23 protein-coding genes and 2 tRNA genes are annotated in these 20362 nt (G+C 70.5%); 18 read left to right on the top strand and 7 right to left on the bottom strand.

Annotated elements, in window-relative coordinates:
• Positions 1-73 precede the first annotated feature (73 nt).
• Positions 74-1411: a crotonyl-CoA carboxylase/reductase gene (ccrA, locus tag KV100_RS15905; RefSeq protein ID WP_220344086.1), complete on the bottom strand. Its 1338-nt coding sequence runs from the start codon at positions 1409-1411 to the stop codon at positions 74-76.
• A 221-nt stretch (positions 1412-1632) separates the two neighbouring features.
• Between ccrA and KV100_RS15910 the strand changes: the two genes are divergently transcribed.
• From KV100_RS15910 to KV100_RS19780, 3 genes are read left to right on the top strand one after another with little or no spacing between them, the layout of a single operon-like run.
• On the top strand, positions 1633-2391 hold the full coding sequence (locus KV100_RS15910; RefSeq protein WP_220344087.1) for a LamB/YcsF family protein: 759 nt from the start codon (positions 1633-1635) through the stop codon (positions 2389-2391).
• The gene (locus KV100_RS19775; RefSeq protein ID WP_308289406.1) at positions 2388-3023 is read left to right on the top strand and encodes an allophanate hydrolase subunit 1; all 636 of its coding nucleotides are present in this window, start codon (positions 2388-2390) and stop codon (positions 3021-3023) included. The genes KV100_RS15910 and KV100_RS19775 overlap by 4 nt, the downstream gene beginning before the upstream one ends.
• A complete protein-coding gene (locus KV100_RS19780) occupies positions 3020-3874 on the top strand; it encodes a biotin-dependent carboxyltransferase family protein (RefSeq protein WP_308291461.1) in 855 nt (284 codons plus the stop codon). The genes KV100_RS19775 and KV100_RS19780 overlap by 4 nt, the downstream gene beginning before the upstream one ends.
• A 31-nt stretch (positions 3875-3905) precedes the next feature.
• Here KV100_RS19780 and mce read toward each other — a convergent pair whose 3' ends face one another.
• Positions 3906-4343, bottom strand: a complete 438-nt coding sequence (gene mce / locus KV100_RS15920; protein ID WP_220344088.1) for a methylmalonyl-CoA epimerase — start codon at positions 4341-4343, stop codon at positions 3906-3908.
• A 164-nt stretch (positions 4344-4507) separates the two neighbouring features.
• Between mce and KV100_RS15925 the strand changes: the two genes are divergently transcribed.
• From KV100_RS15925 to KV100_RS15940, 4 genes are all read left to right on the top strand, one after another.
• The gene (locus KV100_RS15925; RefSeq protein ID WP_220344089.1) at positions 4508-5698 is read left to right on the top strand and encodes an acetyl-CoA C-acetyltransferase; all 1191 of its coding nucleotides are present in this window, start codon (positions 4508-4510) and stop codon (positions 5696-5698) included.
• 46 nt (positions 5699-5744) lie between these two features.
• Positions 5745-6701 (top strand): methylmalonyl Co-A mutase-associated GTPase MeaB, encoded by a 957-nt coding sequence (gene meaB, locus KV100_RS15930; RefSeq protein WP_220344090.1) that lies wholly within the window; start codon positions 5745-5747, stop codon positions 6699-6701.
• A 162-nt stretch (positions 6702-6863) separates the two neighbouring features.
• Positions 6864-7019 carry a hypothetical protein gene (locus KV100_RS15935; RefSeq protein ID WP_220344091.1) on the top strand — a complete coding sequence of 52 codons (156 nt, stop codon included), beginning with the start codon at positions 6864-6866 and terminating at the stop codon, positions 7017-7019.
• Between the two features lie 13 nt (positions 7020-7032).
• Entirely contained in the window at positions 7033-7557 is a 525-nt protein-coding gene (locus KV100_RS15940) for a PH domain-containing protein (RefSeq protein WP_301022226.1), read from the top strand.
• A gap of 58 nt (positions 7558-7615) precedes the next feature.
• On the opposite strand, the gene pepN is transcribed toward KV100_RS15940, so the two are convergent.
• Positions 7616-10162 carry an aminopeptidase N gene (gene pepN / locus KV100_RS15945; protein WP_220344092.1) on the bottom strand — a complete coding sequence of 849 codons (2547 nt, stop codon included), beginning with the start codon at positions 10160-10162 and terminating at the stop codon, positions 7616-7618.
• 56 nt (positions 10163-10218) lie between these two features.
• Positions 10219-10803: a helix-turn-helix domain-containing protein gene (locus KV100_RS15950; RefSeq protein ID WP_308291462.1), complete on the bottom strand. Its 585-nt coding sequence runs from the start codon at positions 10801-10803 to the stop codon at positions 10219-10221.
• 97 nt (positions 10804-10900) lie between these two features.
• Between KV100_RS15950 and KV100_RS15955 the strand changes: the two genes are divergently transcribed.
• Positions 10901-11557, top strand: a complete 657-nt coding sequence (locus tag KV100_RS15955) for an FMN-dependent NADH-azoreductase (RefSeq protein ID WP_220344094.1) — start codon at positions 10901-10903, stop codon at positions 11555-11557.
• Positions 11554-11871, top strand: a complete 318-nt coding sequence (locus tag KV100_RS15960) for a multidrug efflux SMR transporter (protein ID WP_220344095.1) — start codon at positions 11554-11556, stop codon at positions 11869-11871. Before KV100_RS15955 ends, KV100_RS15960 begins: the two co-directional genes overlap by 4 nt.
• 9 nt (positions 11872-11880) lie before the next feature.
• On the opposite strand, the gene KV100_RS20235 is transcribed toward KV100_RS15960, so the two are convergent.
• A complete protein-coding gene (locus KV100_RS20235; RefSeq protein WP_220344096.1) occupies positions 11881-12687 on the bottom strand; it encodes a helix-turn-helix domain-containing protein in 807 nt (268 codons plus the stop codon).
• A 66-nt stretch (positions 12688-12753) separates the two neighbouring features.
• Here KV100_RS20235 and KV100_RS15970 point away from each other — a divergent pair, with 66 nt between their 5' ends.
• From KV100_RS15970 to KV100_RS16000, 7 genes are all read left to right on the top strand, one after another.
• Positions 12754-13191, top strand: a complete 438-nt coding sequence (locus tag KV100_RS15970; RefSeq protein WP_220344097.1) for a DUF3224 domain-containing protein — start codon at positions 12754-12756, stop codon at positions 13189-13191.
• A 29-nt stretch (positions 13192-13220) separates the two neighbouring features.
• Entirely contained in the window at positions 13221-13670 is a 450-nt protein-coding gene (locus KV100_RS15975) for a hypothetical protein (RefSeq protein ID WP_220344098.1), read from the top strand.
• Positions 13671-13707: 37 nt separating this feature from the next.
• The gene (locus KV100_RS15980; RefSeq protein WP_220344099.1) at positions 13708-14847 is read left to right on the top strand and encodes a glutamate--cysteine ligase; all 1140 of its coding nucleotides are present in this window, start codon (positions 13708-13710) and stop codon (positions 14845-14847) included.
• 77 nt (positions 14848-14924) lie between these two features.
• Positions 14925-15530 (top strand): DsbA family protein, encoded by a 606-nt coding sequence (locus KV100_RS15985; protein ID WP_220344100.1) that lies wholly within the window; start codon positions 14925-14927, stop codon positions 15528-15530.
• A 46-nt stretch (positions 15531-15576) separates the two neighbouring features.
• Positions 15577-16482, top strand: coding sequence for an alpha/beta hydrolase (locus KV100_RS15990; RefSeq protein ID WP_220344101.1), 906 nt, complete (start codon positions 15577-15579; stop codon positions 16480-16482).
• 4 nt (positions 16483-16486) lie between these two features.
• On the top strand, positions 16487-16969 hold the full coding sequence (locus KV100_RS15995) for a ribose-5-phosphate isomerase (RefSeq protein WP_220344102.1): 483 nt from the start codon (positions 16487-16489) through the stop codon (positions 16967-16969).
• Between the two features lie 3 nt (positions 16970-16972).
• A complete protein-coding gene (locus KV100_RS16000) occupies positions 16973-17842 on the top strand; it encodes an Fpg/Nei family DNA glycosylase (RefSeq protein WP_220344103.1) in 870 nt (289 codons plus the stop codon).
• A 21-nt stretch (positions 17843-17863) separates the two neighbouring features.
• On the opposite strand, the gene KV100_RS16005 is transcribed toward KV100_RS16000, so the two are convergent.
• The gene (locus tag KV100_RS16005; protein WP_220344104.1) at positions 17864-18040 is read right to left on the bottom strand and encodes a hypothetical protein; all 177 of its coding nucleotides are present in this window, start codon (positions 18038-18040) and stop codon (positions 17864-17866) included.
• Positions 18041-18541: 501 nt separating this feature from the next.
• Positions 18542-18612: transfer RNA gene (locus tag KV100_RS16010), tRNA-Gly, on the bottom strand.
• Between the two features lie 181 nt (positions 18613-18793).
• Here KV100_RS16010 and KV100_RS16015 point away from each other — a divergent pair.
• Together KV100_RS16015 and tig are read left to right on the top strand one after the other, a co-directional pair.
• Positions 18794-18867, top strand: a tRNA-Pro gene (locus KV100_RS16015).
• Positions 18868-18930: 63 nt separating this feature from the next.
• Positions 18931-20304, top strand: coding sequence for a trigger factor (gene tig / locus KV100_RS16020; protein ID WP_220344105.1), 1374 nt, complete (start codon positions 18931-18933; stop codon positions 20302-20304).
• The last annotated feature ends 58 nt before the right edge of the window (positions 20305-20362 follow it).

Here is a 20362-nt window from a genome sequence, read left to right on the forward strand (position 1 = left end):
CCTTCAGTTCGTAGTTCGGGGTGAGGTCGCTCCGCCAAATCCTAGCGCGACCTCACCCCGCCCCTCACCGTGTTCAGACTCCTCGGAACCGGTTGATCTCGTCGATGTGGCGAGCGCGCTTCTCGGTGTCCCGGACGCCGAGGCCCTCCTGGGGGGCGAGGCAGAGGACGCCCACCTTGCCCTGGTGCGCGTTGCGGTGGACGTCGAGCGCTGCCTGGCCGGTCTCCTCGAGGCTGTAGACCTTGGAGACGGTCGGGTGGATCATGCCCTTGTCGATCAGCCGGTTGGCCTCCCACGCCTCGCGGTAGTTGGCGAAGTGCGAGCTCAAGATGTTCTTGAGGTTCATCCAGAGGTAGCGGTTGTCGTACTGGTGCATGTAGCCCGAGGTGGACGCGCAGGTGACGATCGTGCCGCCCTTGCGGGCGACGAAGACGCTGGCACCGAAGGTCTCGCGACCCGGGTGCTCGAAGACGATGTCGGGATCGTCACCGCCGGTGAGCTCGCGGATCTTGGCGCCGAAGCGCTTCCACTCGCGGGGGTCCTGCTCGTGCTCGTTCTTCCAGAACTTGTAGCCCTCCGCCGACCGGTCGATGACCAGGTCGGCACCCATCGAGCGCACGATCTCGGCCTTCTCGGGGGAGGACACGACGCAGACCGGCGTCGCTCCACCGTTGAGGGCGAACTGGGTGGCGTACGAGCCGAGGCCGCCCGAGGCGCCCCAGATCAGCACGGTGTCGCCCTGCTTCATGGCCGCACCGTTCTTGGACACGAGCTGGCGGTAGGCGGTGGAGTTCACCAGACCGGGGCTCGCCGCCTCCTCCCACGAGAGGTGGGCGGGCTTCGGCATCAGCTGGTTGGCCTTGACGATCGCGACCTCGGCCAGGCCGCCGAAGTTGGTCTCGAAGCCCCAGATCCGCTGCTCGGGATCCATCATCGTGTCGTTGTGGCCGTCGGGGCTCTCCAGCTCGACCGACAGGCAGTGCGCCACGACCTCCTGGCCCGGCTTCCAGGCGTTGACGCCCGGGCCGGTGCGCAGCACGACACCGGCAAGGTCGGAGCCGACGACGTGGTACGGCAGGTCGTGACGCTTGGTGTACTCCGACAGGCGGCCGTACCGCTCGAGGAAGCTGAACGTCGAGAGCGGCTCGAAGATCGAGGTCCACACCGTGTTGTAGTTGATCGAGCTGGCCATGACGGCGACCAGCGCCTCCCCGGGCGCGAGCTCGGGGACCGGGACGTCATCGACGTGCAGGCTCTTGCGGGGGTCCTTGTCACGGGTGGCGAGGCCCTCGAACATGTCGACCTCGTCCTTGTGGACGGTCACGCCCCGGTACGACTCGGGCACCGAGATGTTCGCGAAGTCCTCGCTCGAGGTGTCCCCGGCCATGATGGCGTCGAGAATGTGCTGCACGTCGTCCTCCAGAGTTGTGCCGCGCGGATGCGTTACGCGGATATTACTCAGCAGTAATGGATGTGGTCAGGAGTGTGACCGATGTCGCTTGCTCGTAGAGTCCGCCGCGCGCCGCCGCGAGTGGTGTTAGGCGGGCGGGATCTGCCCTCGGCGACGGCGCTTGCCGGGCCTGATTCTCCACGCGTACCGTGGACGCCGCCCATCCACCGCTCGGGAGCGACGTGACGACACTGGACCTGAACAGCGACGTCGGCGAGTCCTTCGGGCGATGGGAGCTCGGGGACGACACCGCGATCCTCCAGGTCGTCACCAGCGCCAACATCGCCTGCGGCTTCCATGCCGGCGACGCCCGTACGCTGCGCCGCACCTGCGAGCACGCGGCGGAGAACGCGGTCGCGGTCGGTGCGCAGGTCAGCTATCGCGACCTCGCCGGGTTCGGCCGCCGCTTCATCGACATGGAGCCGGCCGAGCTGACCGACGACGTGGTCTATCAGATCGGTGCGCTCGACGGGCTCGCGCGGGCGTCGGGCACGAGGGTCCGCTACGTGAAGCCGCACGGGGCCCTCTACAACGCCGTCGTGCACCACGACGAGCAGGCCCGAGCGGTCGCGGAGGCGGTGCGGGCGTACGACCCGGGGCTGCCGCTGCTGGGTCTTCCCGGCTCGAGGCTGCTGGCCTGGGGGGAGCGGCTAGGACTCAGGACGGTGCGCGAGGCCTTCGCCGACCGCGCCTACACCCCCCAGGGCTCCCTGCTCAGCCGCCGCGAGCCTGGCGCCGTCCTGCTCGATCCCGACCACGTCGCTCGGCGGGTGCTGCGGATGGTGACCGAGGGTGACGTCGAAGCTGTGGACGGCACGGTGGTCGCCGTGGCGGCCGACTCCGTGTGCGTCCACGGCGACTCGCCGGGGACGGTCACGATGGCGCGATACGTGCGGACGATGCTCGAGGGCGCCGGGGTGAGACTCGGGGCGTTCGTGTGAGGGTCAGGCCGTACGGCGACCGCGCGCTGATCCTGGACCTGGACGATGCCGGCGAGGTGGTGTCGTGGGTGTCGGCGATCCGTGAGGCGCGTCTGCCCGGCGTCGCCGACGTCGTCCCCGCCGCACGGACGGTCCTGGTCGCCGCCGCGGACGGCACCGACGTCGGGGCGCTCGCCGCAGTGCTCCAGCACGTCGAGGTGGACCCCGGGCGAGGTGAGGCTGAGCCCAGCGCGGCCGAGGTGCGCGACGACGAGATCGTGATCCGCGTGGAGTACGGAGGGCCCGACCTCGGCGACGTGGGAGAGCTGACCGGCCTCGGGCCCGACGGCGTCGTGGCGGCGCACACCGCCACCTCGTGGCGGGTCGCCTTCGGCGGGTTCGCGCCCGGATTCGCCTACCTCGTCGGTGGAGACCCCCGCCTCCAGGTGCCGCGCCGGCACACCGCTCGGACGAGCGTGCCCTCGGGCGCGGTCGGGCTGGCGGGGGAGTACTCGGGGATCTATCCAAGGCCCTCACCGGGCGGCTGGCAGCTCATCGGCACCACCGACGCCGTGCTGTGGGACCTCGACCGCGACCCACCGGCGCTGCTGCGGCCGGGAGCCACGGTCCGGTTCGAGGCGGTGCGGGTGTGAGGGAGCTCGAGGTGGTCCGCCCTGGGCCGCTCGCTCTCGTGCAGGACCTCGGCCGACCGGGGTGGTCGGCGGTCGGCGTCGGCCGCTCGGGTGCTGCCGACCGCGGCGCCTATCAGCTCGCGAACCGCCTCCTCGCCAACCCCGAGGGCGCCGCGGCGGTGGAGGTGACGCTCGGCGGGTTCGATGTCGCGGCTCGCGGCGGTGACGTCTGGGTCGCCGTGACGGGTGCGCCGGTCGAGCTGCGGGTGGGGCGACGGGTGGTCGACCCGTACGCGGCGGTCTGCGTCCGTGAGGGCGAGCGGCTGCGGCTGGGCGTGCCGAGGGCCGGGCTGCGGTCGTACGTCGCCGTGCGAGGCGGCGTCGACGTGCCGCCGGTGCTGGGGTCGCGCAGCCGTGACGTGCTCGCCGCGATCGGGCCCGCTCCGCTGGTGGTGGGCGACCGGCTGCCGGTCGGGCGCCCGCCGCGCACGTACCCGCAGGTCGACGCCGTACCCGTGCCCGTCCACGACGGCGACGTCGCGCTCAGGGTGGTCCGTGGCCCGCGCGACGACTGGGTCCGCGACGCCGACGGACTCGTCCGCGGTCGCTGGACGGTCTCGCCACACAGCGACCGCGTCGGCATGCGGCTCGAGGGACCGCCGATGCGTCCTGCCGTGCCGGGACGCCAGCTGCCGTCGGAGGGCGCGTACCGCGGCGCCGTCCAGGTGCCGCCCAGCGGTGAGCCCGTCGTGTTCCTCGCCGACCATCCGGTCACCGGTGGCTACCCGGTCGTCGGGGTGGTCGTCGACGCCGACGTCGACCGGGCCGCGCAGGCGAGGCCGGGTCAGTCCCTGCGGTTCCGGTGGATCTGAGGCCCCGCCCTCGCCGCCCTCGCGGCCGGCGTCAGTGGGACGGCTGGGCCGCAGGCTCGACGAGCTCGACCAGCACGCCGCCGGCGTCCTTCGGGTGCACGAAGTTCACACGGCTGTCGGACGTGCCGCGCTTGGGCTGGTCGTAGAGCAGGCGCACGCCCCGATCGCGGAGCACGGCACTGGCGGCGTCGATGTCGCTGACGCGGTAGGCCAGCTGCTGGATGCCCGGTCCGTTGCGGGTGAGGAACTTCGCGATCGTCGACTGGTCCGACAGCGGCGCGAGAAGCTGGATCCGCTGGTCGGTGTCACCGACGGCGAGCATCGCCTCGCGCACCCCCTGCTCCTCGTTGATCTCCTCGTGGACGGAGTGGAGTCCGAAGACGCGGGCGTAGAACTCGAGCGCCTCGTCGAGGTCGGGCACCGCGATGCCGACGTGGTCGATGGCGATGAGCAGGTGATCGGGAACCATGCGACGCACCCTAGGGCAGAGCGCCGCCGCGCAGAGGCCACGACCCCTGCTGTGACCTTCCTCACCGCAGCCCTCGGCGATGTTACGGGCGAGTATCGTGCTGAGAGCACAAGCCTGCCGTCCTTGGCCGAACGCGCGCAGACGCTGCGCCTGAAGGAGTTCACATGTCCCGTCAGTCCGTCATCGTCGCTGGTGCCCGCACGCCGATCGGTCGCCTCCTCGGAGGCCTCAAGACGCAGTCGGCCGCCGATCTCGGTGGCGTCGCCATCAAGGGTGCGCTCGAGCGCGCAGGCATCACCGGCGACCAGGTCGAGTACGTGATCATGGGCCAGGTCCTCGGCGCCGGTGCCGGCCAGGTGCCCGCTCGCCAGGCGGCCCACAAGGGCGGCATCCCGCTCGACGTCCCGGCGATCACGATCAACAAGGTCTGTCTCTCCGGGCTCAACGCGATCGCGACGGCCGACCAGCTGATCCGGGCCGGCGAGTACGACGTCGTGGTGGCCGGCGGCCAGGAGTCGATGACGCAGGCGCCGCACCTCCTCAAGGGCTCGCGCGAGGGCTACAAGTACGGCGCGCAGACCATCCTCGACCACATGGAGTACGACGGCCTCTGGGACTCGTTGACCGACCAGGCGATGGGCAAGCTGACCGAGGCGCGCAACAGCGAGGTCGAGGAGCTCACGCGGGAGGAGCAGGACGCGTTCGGTGCGCGCTCGCACCACCGCGCCGCCCAGGCGCAGAAGAACGGCGTCTTCGACGACGAGATCGTCCCGGTCGAGATCGTCGGACGTCGCGAGACGGTCACCGTCACCACCGACGAGGGCGTGCGCGGCGACACGACGGCAGAGACGCTCAGCAGGCTTCGTCCCGCGTTCGCCAAGGACGGCACGATCACGGCCGGCACCGCCTCGCAGATCTCCGACGGGGCGTGCGCCGTCGTCGTGATGTCCAAGGAGAAGGCCGAGGAGCTCGGCCTCACCTGGATCGCCGAGATCGGTGCCGCCGGCTACGTCGCCGGTCCGGACTCCACCCTGCAGCTGCAGCCCGCCGAGGCGATCGCGAAGGCCTGCGCCAAGGAGGGCATCGCTCCGACCGACCTCGACCTGATCGAGGTCAACGAGGCGTTCGCCGCGGTCGGTGTCGCCAGCCAGCGGGCGCTCGGCATCGACGAGGACAAGGTCAACGTCAACGGCGGCGCGATCTCGCTCGGCCACCCCATCGGCATGAGCGGCGCCCGTGTCGTGCTGCACCTCGCGCTCGAGCTCGGACGGCGCGGTGGCGGCGTCGGCGCCGCGGCGCTGTGCGGCGGTGGTGGCCAGGGTGACGCGCTGATCATCCGCGTCCCCCAGCGCTGAGACGGGCCGGGCGCCGGTCGGCGGGGCGGAGGAGGTCATCGCACCGATGGCACGTCGTACGGTCGCCGTCGGTGAGCTCGTCCAACGAGCCACCGGCGGCGATCCGCGCGCGGTCGCGCGCCTGATCTCCCTCGTGGAGGATGCGTCGCCGCTCCTGCCCGAGGTCAGCGCGGCCCTCGCGCCCCACGTCGGACGCGCCCACGTGGTCGGCCTGACCGGATCCCCGGGTGTGGGCAAGTCGACCACCACCGGCGCCCTCGTCGCGGCGATGCGCGCGCAGGGGCGCAAGGTGGGCGTGCTGGCGGTCGACCCGACCTCGCCGTTCTCGGGGGGCGCGCTGCTCGGTGACCGCATCCGCATGCAGGATCATGCCGGCGACCCAGGGGTGATCATCCGGTCGATGGCGACGCGAGGGCACCTCGGCGGGCTCGCGTGGGCGGCCCCCCAGGCGCTGCGGGTGCTCGATGCCGCCGGCTGCGACGTGGTCCTCGTCGAGACGGTGGGGGTCGGCCAGTCCGAGGTCGAGGTGGCACGCCTGGCCGACACGACCGTCGTCCTGCTCGCGCCCGGCATGGGCGACGGGATCCAGGCCGCGAAGGCGGGGATCCTCGAGATCGGTGACGTCTACGTCGTCAACAAGGCCGACCGCGACGGAGCACCGCAGGTCCGCCGCGAGCTGCGGAGCATGCTGTCGTTGACGGAGCGTCCGGACGGTGGGTGGCAGCCGCCGATCCTCCTGACGGTCGCACACCGGCAGGAGGGCGTCGCCGAGGTCGTCGACGCCCTGGACGCTCATCTGGGGCACCTGCGCGCCGGCGGCGGCCTCGAGCGCCGGCGGCTGCGGCGGACGCGCGACGAGATCGAGACCCTCGCGACGACGGAGCTGCGTTCTCGCTTCACCGCTCTCGGCACCCACGGGAGGCTCGAGGCGCTCGCCGCTGACGTCGTCGCGGGACGCTCGGACACGTTCGCCGCGTCGAAGGCGCTGCTGGAGGAGCTGTGACCGAACGCACGGCAGACGTGCGACGATCGGCATGACAAAATCTGTGACCCAGCCCGTCCAGATCCGGCGCGCCTGGCGTCACGAACCCCCCGCGATCGGCTATAAACGTCGTGAGCGTGCAGCGTGCCCGCCGGCTTTCTGCCCTCGAGAAAGGCAGCAGTGGTGAAAAAGGCGATCTCCGCCATCGTGGTGGTGTTCCTGATCTACTTCTTGCTCACGAACCCCACCGGTGCTGCCAATACCGTGGAGCTGGTCTTCACGTGGATCATCGAGGCGCTCGGACAGCTCGCGGCCTTCTTCCAGACCTTGCTGTCCTGACGAGGAGCCCGTCGTGCTGCGCGCGATCCTGAGACTGGTGCCCGACCGCAACATCGGCAGCCACCTGCTGCTGGACGACGGTGAGCGCGTGAAGGACGTCGTGCGCCACCACTGGATCGTCTTCGTCGTGCCGTACGCCATCGTGCTCATCGGGGTGCTGATGATCGCGCTGTTCCCGGTGCTCCCGATGCGGACCGCCGGGGTGGTCGCGATCGTCGGGCTGGGCGTCGTCGGGTACGGGATGTACCGTGCGGCCGAGCAGCACCTCGACGTCTTCGTGATCACGAACCACCGTGTGCTCAAGATCCGTGGCGTCTTCGAGGTGAAGGTCGCGACGATGCCGATGGCCCGAATCCTCGACATCACCGTGGAGCGGACGCTCCTCGGCAGGGTTCTCGGGTACGGCCACTTCGTGTTCGAGTCCGCGGCCCAGGCTCAGGGGCTGCGCGACATCCAGTTCATCCCGGCACCGTTCGAGCGCGACCGCACGATCCAGCGGGCGCTGGTCACCGCCGGTCTCCGCGGTCCCGCCCGCTGAGCGGTGCCGTCCGTCAGGGCCCCCGCGCAGCGAGGGCCCTGACGGACGACCGACGGCGTCAGACGGCGGCGTCGCGCTCCTGTGCCGCGAGTGCGCGGGCGAGGTCGGAGCGTCCCTCGTCGACGTAGCGGCGGGTCGTCGGGTCGAGGTCGTCGTTGTCGGCGAGCCACGCGTCGATCGTCGCGAGGTTCTCGGCGCTCGGGTTGGCCCGCGGGAAGAAGCTCTGGAGGATCTCCGAGGCGCGCCAGACGCCCTTCTGGATGACCGTGCGGGCGGTGTCGAGGTAGCGCTCGACGTACGGCTGCAGCAGCTCGGCCTGACCGGGCTGCTGGAACGCGCCGGCGATGCTGCGCTGGGTCTCGTTGGGCAGGTCGTCGCGGACGACGACCGACTCCCACGCCGCCTCCTTCGCGGCGGCGTCCGGACGCGCCGCACGTGCCCCGGCCGCGTTCTCCTGACCGGCGATGGTGTTGTCGCGCGCGAGCTCCGCGTCGATCTCCTTGTCCCCGTACGCGCCGGCGCGGGCGAGGCCGGTGACGAGGGACCAGCGCAGGTCGGTGTCGACGGTCAGGCCCTCCAGCGTCGTCGACCCGTCGAGCAGACCCGTGACGAACGAGATCGCCTCGTCCGACTCCGCGGCCCCGGCGTAGGCCCTGACGAGCGCCAGCTGGTGGTCCGAACCGGGTGCAGCGGCATCGAGCAGCGCGCGGACGCCGTGCTCCCACTCGGCGGCCAGCGCGGCCCGGTTGTCCGGCGCCGAGTACAGGGCGACGGCAGATCCGCCCTGACGCAGCAGCGTCTGCACGGCGGTGAGGTCGGACTCGGTGCCGACGCCGGCGAGCACGATCGGCACGAACTGGCGCGCCGGCAGCTCGGCGTCGCGCAGCATGTCCCACGCCGCACCCCAGCACAGCGCGCGCGCCAGCGAGTCGGGGATGTCGGCGATCGAGCTGGTCAGCGTCGCGAGCGACCGCTCGTCGAGACGGATCTTGGCGTAGGTCAGGTCGTCGTCGTTGAGCAGCACGAGGTCGGGCTGCGGCTGCCCGACGAGGGCGTCGACGGAGGTGAGTGCTCCCTCGATGTCGGTCTCGACCCGCGCGCGCCGGACGAGACCGGCGTCGGTGTGGTCGTACAGACCGATCGCGATGCGGTGGCGCCGCAGCGTCGGATAGTCGTCGGTGGCGGTCTGCTCGACGGCGAACGACGTGAACCCGCCCTGCTCGTCCACGACGAAGCGGGGCCGGAGCGTGTTGACGCCGGACGTCTGGAGCCACTCCTGCGACCAGGAGCCGAGCTCACGGCCCGAGGCGGCCTCGAGCTCGGCCAGCAGGTCCTTGAGCTCGGTGTTGCCGAAGGCGTGCTTGGTGAAGTACGACCGCAGTCCGGCGAAGAAGTCCTTCTCGCCGACCCAGGCGACGAGCTGCTTGAGGGTCGAGGCGCCCTTCGCGTAGGTGATGCCGTCGAAGTTGGCCTCGACCGCGTGCAGGTCGTAGTTGTCGGCGGCGATCGGGTGCGTCGAGGGGAGCTGGTCCTGGCGGTACGCCCAGTTCTTGCGCTGGTTCGTGAAGCCGGTCCAGGCGCCGGTGTACTTCGTGGCGTTGACCTCGGCATGGTGCGAGGCGAACTCCGCGAACGACTCGTTGAGCCAGAGGTCATCCCACCACTTCATGGTCACGAGGTCGCCGAACCACATGTGCGCCATCTCGTGGAGGATCGTGTTGGCACGGCTCTCGTACGCGGCGTGGGTCTGGCGGCTGCGGAAGATGTACTCGTCGCGGAAGGTCACCGCGCCGGCGTTCTCCATCGCGCCCATGTTGTACTCCGGCACGAACGCCTGGTCGTACTTGCCGAACGGGTAGCCCATCTCGAAGGTGTTCTCGAAGAAGGCGAAGCCCTGCTTGGTGATCTCGAAGATCTCCTCGTGGTCGAGGTGCTCCCGGAGGCTCTTGCGGACCTGGATGCCGAGCGGGATCTCGTCGTAGTCGCCGCGGTAGGTGTCGGTGACGGTGTCGTACTCGCCGGCGATGAGCGCGGTGATGTAGGTCGACATGCGTTTGGTCTCGGCGAAGGCCCAGCGGCTCACGCCCTCACCGAGCGTCTCTGGCTCCGGGGTCGGCGAGTTGGAGACGACGGTCCATCCCTCGGGGGCGTCGATCGTGAAGGTGAACGTCGCCTTGAGGTCGGGCTGCTCGAACGTCGTGTACACGCGGCGGGCGTCGGGCACCTCGAACTGGGTGTAGAGGTAGACGCGGTCGTCGGCGGGATCGACGAAGCGGTGCAGGCCCTCGCCGGTGCGCGAGTAGGGGAGACGCGTCTCGACCCGGAGCTCGTTGTCGCCCTCGGCCAGCCCGCTCAGCGCGATGCGGTTGTCCGCGTACGCCGCGGCGTCCAGCTCGGTGCCGTTCAGCCACATCCGAGGTTCGCGCGCGTCGACCAGGTCGGCGAACGTCGCGCCGCCGGCCTCACGGCTGGAGAACCGGACGACGGTGGTGGACGAGAACTCGGTGTCGGAGACGGTCAGGTCGAGATCGACGGCGTAGTGATGGACGTCGAGGAGCGCGGCCCGCTCCTGCGCCTCGTTGCGCGTGAGGTTGGTTCCAGGCATGCGCCCATCCTTCCACGCGCGGCGCCTCGCCGTTCCGGGGCGGACGACCGCATGGCTCAGGGATGGCCGAGCACGCCGTGCGCCAGGACACCGAGGCCCGCGGCGATGCGCTCGACCGAGAGGCCGAGCTCGCGCTGCCGCACGAACACCTCCGGAGCGAGCGGTGCCAGCAGCGGCTCGACCATGGCGTCCGGATCCGCGGCGCCCGCCTCCGCCACGAGCATGCGCACGTGCACTCTCCAGAAGCCGTACGCGCCGACGATGAACCGTGAGCGCCCGACCTCGGCGCCGAGCGCGAGAGGGGCGTGGTCCTCGAGGAGCTGCGTCATCGCGTCGTAGAACGCGGCGAGCCGATCGGCAGGCGGGGCCCCGGGCCCGAGCGGCGGCGGCCCGGAGAGGAGCGCCTCCTGCAGTCTGCGCTCGTGCTCGTCCAGCAGGGCGGTGGCGATGGAGGCACGGTCGGGATAGCGGCGGTAGAGCGTGCCGCGGCCCACCCCTGCCGCGCGTGCGATGTCGTTCATCGTCACGTGCGCGGCGCCTCGCTCGGCGTACAGCCGTGCTGCGGCGTCCAGGATCCGGCGCCGGTTGCGGGCGGCGTCGGCGCGCTCGGGCTGCGCCTCGTCGGCGCGGGGAAGGTTCACGATCCACGACGCTACCGGAATATCCGGACACGGTGTCCGGTTGAGTGTCCTTATCGAAGCATCCGGACACTGTGTCCACTTAGCGAAGGGGGCCACCATGCCACGCCTGCTCCATCTCGACTCCAGCGCCCGCACCCAGTCGCACACGCGCGAGCTCGGCGCACGTTTCGCCGCACGATGGCGAGAGGCTCGTCCGGACGGCGACTACGTCTACCGCGACCTCGCACGTCAGCCCGCCCCGGTGATCGGGGAGGCCTGGACGAGCATCTGTGACACCCTCCTCGCCGAGCAGATCACCGACCCCGCCGACTACCCGTGCGCGGTGCGCACGCCCGCAGAGCGCGAGGCCTGGGCGATCGCCGAGCCCTTGCTCAACGAGCTGCTCGAGGCCGACGTGGTCCTGGTCGGGGCGCCGATGTACAACTTCGGGATCCCTGCCGCACTGAAGGCCTGGATCGACCAGGTGACGTTCCCACGCATGTCACTGACCGGGACGAGCTTCGTCGTCGTCGGAGCGCGTGGCGGCTCGTACGCCGAAGGGGCACCCCGCGCCCCGTACGAGTATCAGGAGAGCTACCTGCGGGACTTCATCGCGGGCCACTTCGGCATCGACGACGTCCAGTTCCTGACGACCGAGCTGGTGAACGCGCTCGTCGACCCGTTGCTGAGCGACCTTCTGGGCACGCACCGAGCCTCACGAACGGCGGCGCTCGCCGAGGTCGATGCGCTCGCAGAACGGGTGTCGACCCCATGAACGGCTGGGGAGTGCTCGCCCTGGCCGGGCTCGCCGAGATCGTGTGGAGCCAGAGCATCAAGCCGACCGACGGCTTCACACGGCTGGGCCCGACCGTCGTCTGTGTCCTGCTCGGCGCGAGCGCGGTCTACCTGCTGGCTCGCGCGATGCAGACCGTGCCGGTCGGGACGGCGTACGCGGTGTTCACCGGCATCGGCGCCGTCGGCGCCGTCTCGCTCGGCGTCGTCGTCCACGGCGACCCGGTCTCGCCGGAGCGTATCGCCGCTCTGGCCTTGATCGTCGCCGGGGTCGTGGCCGCCCGCGTCACCGTGTGACACGGGCGCTCAGCCCTCGGTCACCTCGCGGGCGTACGTCGCCGGCGGGGTGCCGACGACGTCGGTGAAGCGCCGTACGAGGTGTGCCTGGTCGCTGAAGCCGAGCTCCGAGGCGAGCGCTGCCCAGTCGACCACCGTGCCGCTACGCGCCGCCGCCGCGGCGTCGAGCAGGCGGAACCGCTGCAGCACCCACTTCGGGCCGATGCCGACGTAGGTCGCGAACTCGCGCTGCAGCGTCCGCAGGCTCACGCCGCCGACGTCGGCAAGAGCGTCGGCGCGCACGAGGCTCCGGTCGTGCTCGGCGAGCGCGACCAGCTGTTCGATCTCGGCAGCCCGCGGCTCGGCCTCGTAGCCCACTGCCCGGAGGTAGTCCGTCAGCGCGGCCACCATCGTCTCGTCGGAGGCCTCGGCGTCGAGGATGCGGGCGGCGGGCGGGCGGTCGTCGACACCGAGCACGTCACCGGCGGGGCGTACGGCGTCGGTCAGCGCACCGACGGACGCGCGCAGGTAGCCGTGGAAGCCTCCCGGACGGAAGGACGCGCCGAGCACGTGACCGCGGCCGACCAGGTGGCGGGAGAACGGTCGCCGGGTGACGCCGTGGACCAGCAGGCGGCCCTGCTCGGCAGCCAGGTGGAGCCGCGGCTGCGGCACGACCCGTTGGTCGTACGGCTCGGCGACCTCCCAGCGCACCCGCCACAGGTAGTCGACACCGGGAGTGTCGGCGGAGGGCTCGATCCGGCGGACGGCGATCGGGTCGGCGCGCCCGACGATCGCCTCCGGATAGCCTCGTGGCTCGTCGGACGGTCCAGCGCTCACCGCCTCAGCCTAGGCCTGTCGCGTTCCTTCAAGACCCGCATGAGTCGCGCCCCTAGCGTCGGGGACATGAGCTATGACAAGAAGGCAGAGACCACGTTCACCGTCGCGGCGTGGGAGGAGTCGGTCGTCGAGGACATCGACGGGACCGGCAACGAACGGAACGGGACGTACTACCCCGACCGCGGCATCACCCGGGCGACCGTCCGGTACGCCTACACCGGTGATCTCGAGGGGGAGGGCGTCGTCCACTACCTGATGACCTACAAGGAGGGGGCAGCACCCGTCGTGGCCCTCGAGCGCTTCACAGGCTCGATCGGGGGCCACGAGGGCACCTGCGTCCTGCTCCACCGCGGGGCGCACGACGAGATGGACGTCAGCGACGCCGTCGAGGTCGTGGAGGGGATGGGCACCGGCGCGCTAGAGACGCTGCGGGGAGAGGCTCGGATCGAGCTCGGGGGGCACAGCGACTCCGGGTACGGGTTCGTCCTCGACTACAGCGTGTGAGTGATCCCGCCGCGCACTAGCGTCGGCGCATGACCGTCGACACCGCCACGCGCGACCGCCCTCGTGGCGCGACGGTTCTCCTCTGGCTCGTGGGCGTGGCGTTCGTGGTGTCGGTGATCCACTACGTCGACAACGTCGCCAACTACGACGCCTACCCGCAGCCCGGCCCGGACGAGCTGCCGGCACCGTCCGCGGGACTGATCGGGGCGTCGTGGTTCGTCTTCACCCTCTGCGGCGTCCTCGGTGTGATCGCGTTCTTCCGCCACCGTCGCGCGGCCTGCGTCGTCGGTCTGGTGTCGTACTCCTTCAGCGGTCTCATCGGCATCGGCCACTACACCGTCGAAGGGGCCACCGACATGGTGTGGTGGCGGCAGACCCATGTGGTGGTCGACATCGTCGTGGGGATCTCGCTGCTGGCGTTCGCGGCGTGGGTCGCCGTCGTACGACCCGCGCCGTGGGAGCCGTCACACAGGGGATGACTCCGTTACCCGGCGGCGGCTCGGGCACCATGGAGACATGGTCCTGCCCTTCGCGCAGTCTCGGCGCTCCACCGTCGGCATCGAGTGGGAGCTCGCACTCGTCGACGCGGATACGGGTGACCTCCGTCAGGTGGCCCGGACCGTGCTCGAGGGCCTCGCCGGCCCCGGCGGTGCGCCGCACCCGCACGTCCACCAGGAGCTCCTCCTCAACACCGTCGAGGTCGTCTCCGGTGTGCACCAGCGGATCGGCGACGCCGGGCGCGACCTCCAGCGCAGCATCGAGGAGGTGCGGGCGGTCACCGGGCCGCTGCGCGTCGAGCTGATGTGCGCGGGCACCCATCCGTTCGCGCAGTGGGACCACCAGAAGGTCACCGACAAGGAGCGTTACAACACGCTCATCGACCGTACGCAGTGGTGGGGGCGCCAGATGCTCATCTACGGTGTCCACGTGCACGTCGGCATCGAGGACCGGGCCAAGGTGCTGCCGCTGATGCGGGCGGTGCTCGCCTACTTCGGTCACCTCCAGGCGCTGTCGGCGTCGTCCCCGTTCTGGGGAGGGAAGGACACCGGGTACGCGTCGAACCGCGCGCTGATGTTCCAGCAGCTCCCCACGGCGGGGTTGCCCTTCCGGCTCGAGGAGTGGGAGGACCTCGAGCGCTACACCGACGACATGCTGCACACCGGCGTCATCGACGAGTTCGGCGAGGTGCGGTGGGACATCCGACCCTCCCCGCGGTTCGGCACCCTCGAGGTGCGTATCTGCGATGGCACTCCCACGCTCACCGAGCTGCTCGCGATCGCCGCGCTCACCCAGTGCCTCGTCGAGCACTTCTCCGCGGAGCTCGACGCCGGCCGCGAGCTGCCGGACCTGCCGCAGTGGTTCCTCCAGGAGAACAAGTGGCGCTCCGCGCGCTACGGGATGGACGCCATCCTGATCCTGAACGCGAAGGGTGACGAGGACCTGGTGACCACCGACGTACGCCGGCTCCTGGAGGTGCTCGCGCCCGCCGCCGAGCGGCTGGGCTGCACCGACGAGCTGGCTGACGTGGAGACGATCCTGCGCGTCGGTGCCTCCTACCAGCGGCAGCGCGAGATCGCGGGCCGTCATGGGGGAGACCTTCAACCGGTGGTGTTCTCGTTGGTCGAGGAAATGTACGCCGGTTGCCCGGTGTTGTGACGTGGTGCAGAGGATCATCCTTCTGCGCCTGTGCCCGAAGCGATCCACGACTCGGGCTCCCCGACCGAGAGGTGAGCATGTCCAAGACCGTCGACATGTGGTTCGATCCGCTGTGCCCGTGGGCCTGGATGACATCGCGCTGGTTGCTGGAGGTCGAGAAGGTCCGTGACGTGGAGGTCCGCTTCCACGTGATGAGTCTGTCGGTCCTCAACGAGGGCAACGACGACCTTCCCGAGCAGTACCGCGACATGCTCGCCCGTGGCTGGGCCGGGGTCCGCGTCCCCGTCGCGGCCGCACACAAGCACGGCGACGACGTCCTGCGCGATCTGTACACCGCGATCGGCACCCGCGTTCACCCCGGCGGCCGCACGCTCGACCGCACCGTGCTCGCCGAGGCGCTCGAGGAGGTCGGGCTCGAGGCCGACCTGATCGAGGCGGCCGACTCCGAGGAGTACGACGAGGCGCTCCGTGCGTCCCACGAGCGCGGCATCACCCTGGTCGGCGAGGACGTCGGCACCCCGGTGGTCGCCATCGACGGCGTCGCCTTCTTCGGCCCGGTCGTCTCGCCGGCTCCCAAGGGCGAGGCTGCCGGCAGGCTGTGGGACGGCTGTCTCCTCGTCGCGGGCACCGACGGGTTCTTCGAGCTCAAGCGGACCCGTACGCGGGAGCCGATCTTCGACTGACCGTCACCACACGGTGGATCGCGTGCCGAGTGGCTAGGGTCGCGACATGCTCTATCCACAGGCACGAACCGAGGTCGCGGATGCCGACGTGGACGCTGGCGCCGGCGTCCGCGACCTCGCGGCCGAACGCCTCGCCGACCGTGAGGCCGCGCTCGCCGAGACCATCCGGATCGACGTCGCCCACGTCGCCGACCTCGACGCGGACGGGGTGCATGTGCGCCTCTACCGCCCCGAGGAGGACACTCCGGTCCTCCTCTACGTGCACGGCGGCGGCTGGGTCTTCCACGACCTCGACACCCACGACGCGTTCTGCCGCTACCTCGCGAACGCGACCGGGTGGTCGCTGCTGGCGGTCGGCTACCGGCTCGCGCCGGAGCACCCGTATCCCGCTCCGCTCGACGACGTCGCCACGGCACTGACGTGGCTGCGCGCCCACGGTGACGAGCTCGAGGTGGACACGACGCTCGTGGCCGGGATCGGAGACTCCTCCGGCGCGAACCTGATCGCCGGGCTCTGCGTGCGCGACCCCGGTGCGCTGGCGTACCAGGTCCTCGTCTACCCGCCGCTGGACGCGCTCGCCGACACGGAGTCGCGCCGCACAGAGGGCGTCGCGGAGAACGGTTTCGTGGCCGCCGACATCGACTGGTACTGGAACCAGTACGTCCCGTCGGCGCAGGTCAGGGCCGAGCCTGAGGTGTCGCCGCTGCGGGCCGCCGACGTGCGCGGCCTCCCGCCGGCGCTCGTGATCACCGCCGAGCACGACCTGCTGCGGGACGAGGGCGAGGCGTACGCGGCACGGCTCGCCGACGCGGGCGTCTCGACCGTGGCTTGGCGGGCGCTGGGCATGACCCACGGCTTCTGGCGACGCCCCTGGGAGTTCGACGCGTCGCGCTCGGCCGTACGGCTGGTGGCGGGGACGCTGCGCGACCTCGCCGCCTCGCTGAGAGACTGACCGCATGCGCGTTCACATCGGTTGCGACCACGCCGGATTCGAGCTCAAGAACCACCTCGTCGACCATCTGAGCCGACAGGGCCACGACGTGGTGGACCATGGCCCGTCCACGTACGACGCGGAGGACGACTACCCGCCCTTCTGCCTCGCGACGGGGGAGGCCGTGGTCGGCGACCAGGGCAGCCTGGGTGTCGTGATCGGTGGGTCGGGCAACGGTGAGCAGATCGCCGCCAACAAGGTCGACGGGATCCGCGCCGCGCTGGCCTGGTCGCCGGAGACCGCTCGGCTCGCCCGCCAGCACAACAACGCCAACGTCGTTGCCGTCGGCGCGCGGATGCACTCGACGGAGGATGCCGTGGCCCTGGTCGAGACGTTCCTCGCGACGCCGTTCAGCGGCGAGGAGCGTCACGCGCGGCGCGTGTCGCTGCTGACCGCCTACGAGCAGTCACGCGGCACCGACGTCGCGGACCGGCGCGAGGACTTCTGAGGGGTGCCCGAGGGCCACACTCTCCACCGCCTCGCGCTGGACCTCGACGCGACCTTCGCCGGCGACACGACGTGGTCGTCGAGCCCGCAGGGACGCTTCGCCGACGGCGCTGCCCGGATCGGGCAACGTGTGATGGACCGCGCCGAGGCCTACGGCAAGCAGCTCTTCGTCCGGTTCGCCGGGCTGGAGGACGAGGTCCGGGTCCACCTCGGACTCATCGGCGGGCTGACGATCCACGACGGGCTACCCGAGCCTGGGGCGGTCGGTGATGTCTCGGCCCGGCCGGTCGTCGGACAGGTCCGCTGGCGGCTCGAGTCGGTGCGGGCGTGGGCGGACCTGCGAGGTGCCACGGTCTGCACGCTGCTCACGCCGGACGAGAAGGCTGCGTACGTCGCCAGGCTGGGACCCGATCCGCTGCGCGACGACGCCGACCCGTCCGCCGCGTGGCGGCGGATCGCCCGCTCGCGGGTCTCGATCGCCGCGCTCCTGATGGACCAGTCGGTGCTGGCCGGGGTCGGCAACGTCTACCGGGCGGAGGTCTTGTTCCGGCACAACCTCGACCCCTTCATGGAGGGGCGGTTCCTGCGACGAGCAGAGTGGGACGCGGTGTGGGGCGACCTCGTGAAGCTGATGGCGTACGGCGTCGTCCACAACCGCATCGACACGGTCCGGCCCGAGCACGAGCCGGAGGCGATGGGCCGGCCACCGCGCAAGGACGACCACGGCGGCGAGGTCTACGTCTACCGGCGCACCCACCTGCCGTGCCTGGTGTGCGGTACGCCGGTGCGCACCGAGGTGGTGGCGGGCCGAAACCTCTTCTGGTGTCCGCGGTGTCAGCCAAGGAGCCGACGGCGCACCCCCGTCCGCCTCTGATCCGTCACAGCGTGGTGTCGGTCAGCTGACGTCGGGAAGGGCGCGGGCGGCGAGCAGCGCGCTGATCTCCTCGCGCTCACGGCGGACGGCGGCGAGCTCGTTGGCGGACCCCAGCGCGTTGGCGCACGCCACGTCGGTGGACGCGAACCGCGCGAGCCCGGAGGTCGCGACATGCCAGGCGAAGCTGAGCGGTCTCATCGATTCCTCCAGAGGATTGTCGGGACTCGGACGCGGCGCCTGGTCCGCCTACCCTGCCCAGACCGGCCAGGCGCCGCGTGCTGCGTCGTCCTGGTGATGCGTGATCACCGACCGACGCTCGTCACGTTAGACGGCCGAGGATTCCGACCGGTTAGCCCGCGGTGACATCGGGGTTAACAGTGTCAATACGGACATCACGGGCCAAGAGTTTCGTTCAGTGTGAGCGGGAAATCCGGTTGAGCCGCAGTCTGACGCGCCCTTCGTGGTCACGGAAGCGGGTGTCGTGAGATGACGTCGCTGTCACCCGACGGCATGAAGGACGGCAGAAAACTGTCGTCTGCTGAAACGAGGACGAAGACGCGGGGATCATCAGTCGGGATGCTCATGGCGCTGCTCCTGCGGTCGTTAGGGCACGTAGGGCACGGAGTGCCTCAGACGCGCCGCTGGATGACCGTCAGGGGCCGACCGAAAAGTGGCCCTGACCAGCGGTTTCGTACTGAGAGCGGACGACGGGAATCGAACCCGCGTAATCAGTTTGGAAGACTGAGGCTCTACCATTGAGCTACGTCCGCGTGTCGACTTCGGGGCGCTGAGCCGTGCGGCCGACCGCGACCATGATGCCACACCCCTGCCGCACTCTCGCGACCCGGTGGCACCGATCCTCGCGGGCGTCGCGTGTGCCCGCAGTTCTGGGTGCGAGGTGTTCGTCCACTACAGTGGAGCGGGCGCCCGCACCGCTGGAACGGTGCGTACCGGGATGTAGCGCAGCTTGGTAGCGCATCCGCTTTGGGAGCGGAGGGTCGCAGGTTCAAATCCTGTCATCCCGACAGCCGACGACGTGTCGCCACATCCGGCGACTGTCCTGCACGACGACCAAGGAGAACGTACTCGTGAAGAGTGCCCAGGAGACAGTGAGCCCGACCCGGGTCAAGCTGACCATCGAGGTCCCGTTCGAGGAGCTCAAGCCGAGCCTCGACAAGGCCTACAAGACGATCGGGTCGCAGATCTCGGTCCCCGGCTTCCGTCGGGGCAAGGTCCCCACGAAGGTCGTCGACCAGCGCGTGGGACGGGGCACCATCCTCGACCAGGCGATCAACGACGCCCTTCCGGGGATCTACTCGCAGGCCGTCGCGGAGGCCGAGATCCAGCCCCTCGGACAGCCTGAGGTCGACGTGAGCCGCCTCGAGGACGGCGAGCTCGTCGAGTTCACCGTCGAGGTGGACGTGCGCCCCGAGTTCGAGACGCCCGACCTGAGCGACGTCGAGGTCACCGTGCCCGACGTCTCGGTCGACGACTCCGACGTCGACGAGCAGGTGCAGGCGCTGCGTGAGCGCTTCGCCACGCTGACCGAGGTCGACCGCCCGGCCGCCGACGGCGACTTCGTCACGATCGACCTCTCCGCCAGCAAGGACGGCGAGAAGCTCGACGTCGCGCAGGCCAGCGGGATCGTCTACCAGGTCGGCAAGGACTCGATGCTCGACGGGCTCGACGACGCCGTGACCGGCATGTCCGCCGGCGAGAGCACGACGTTCCAGACCCAGCTCGCCGGTGGCGATCTCAAGGGCGAGGACGTCGACGTCGAGGTCACCGTGACGACCGTCAAGGAGCAGGAGCTTCCCGAGCTCGACGACGACTTCGCCCAGACGGCGTCGGAGTTCGACACCGTCGACGAGCTGCGTGCTGACATCCGCGAGAAGCTCACGCGCGGCAAGCGCATCGAGCAGGCCGCCGATGCCCGCGACGCGGTGCTCGAGGCCGCGCTCGAGAAGCTGGACGTCCCGGTCCCCGACTCGGTCGTCGAGGCCGAGATCGCCAGCCGTCGCCAGCAGATCGAGCAGCAGCTCGCCTACGCCGGCATGACGATGGACGCCTACCTCGAGTCCGAGGAGCAGACCGCCGACGAGTTCGAGGCCGATCTCGACAAGCGCGTCCGCGACTCGCTCGTTGCACAGTTCCTCCTCGACCAGGTCGCCGCCGACTCCGAGATCGGCATCGAGCAGGACGAGCTCACCGAGCACATGCTGCGTCGCGCCCAGCAGTCGGGCGAGGACCCGCAGTCGTTCATGCAGCACATGGTCGAGCACAACCACATCCCCGAGCTCGTCGCCGAGGTCGTGCGCGGCAAGGCGCTCGCGGCGGTCGTCGAGAACGCCACCGTCAAGGACGAGTCGGGCAACGTCATCGACCTCGCCAAGCTCCGCGGCGACGGCAGCTTCGCCGACGACGAGGACTCAGCCGCGGCCGAGGACTCCGACGAGAGCTGACGTCGGTCCCGGACCGTACGACGGCCCCTTCCCGCGCTGCGGGGAGGGGCCGTCGCCG

The organism is Mumia sp. zg.B21 (assembly GCF_019550855.1).
GTDB lineage: Bacteria > Actinomycetota > Actinomycetes > Propionibacteriales > Nocardioidaceae > Mumia.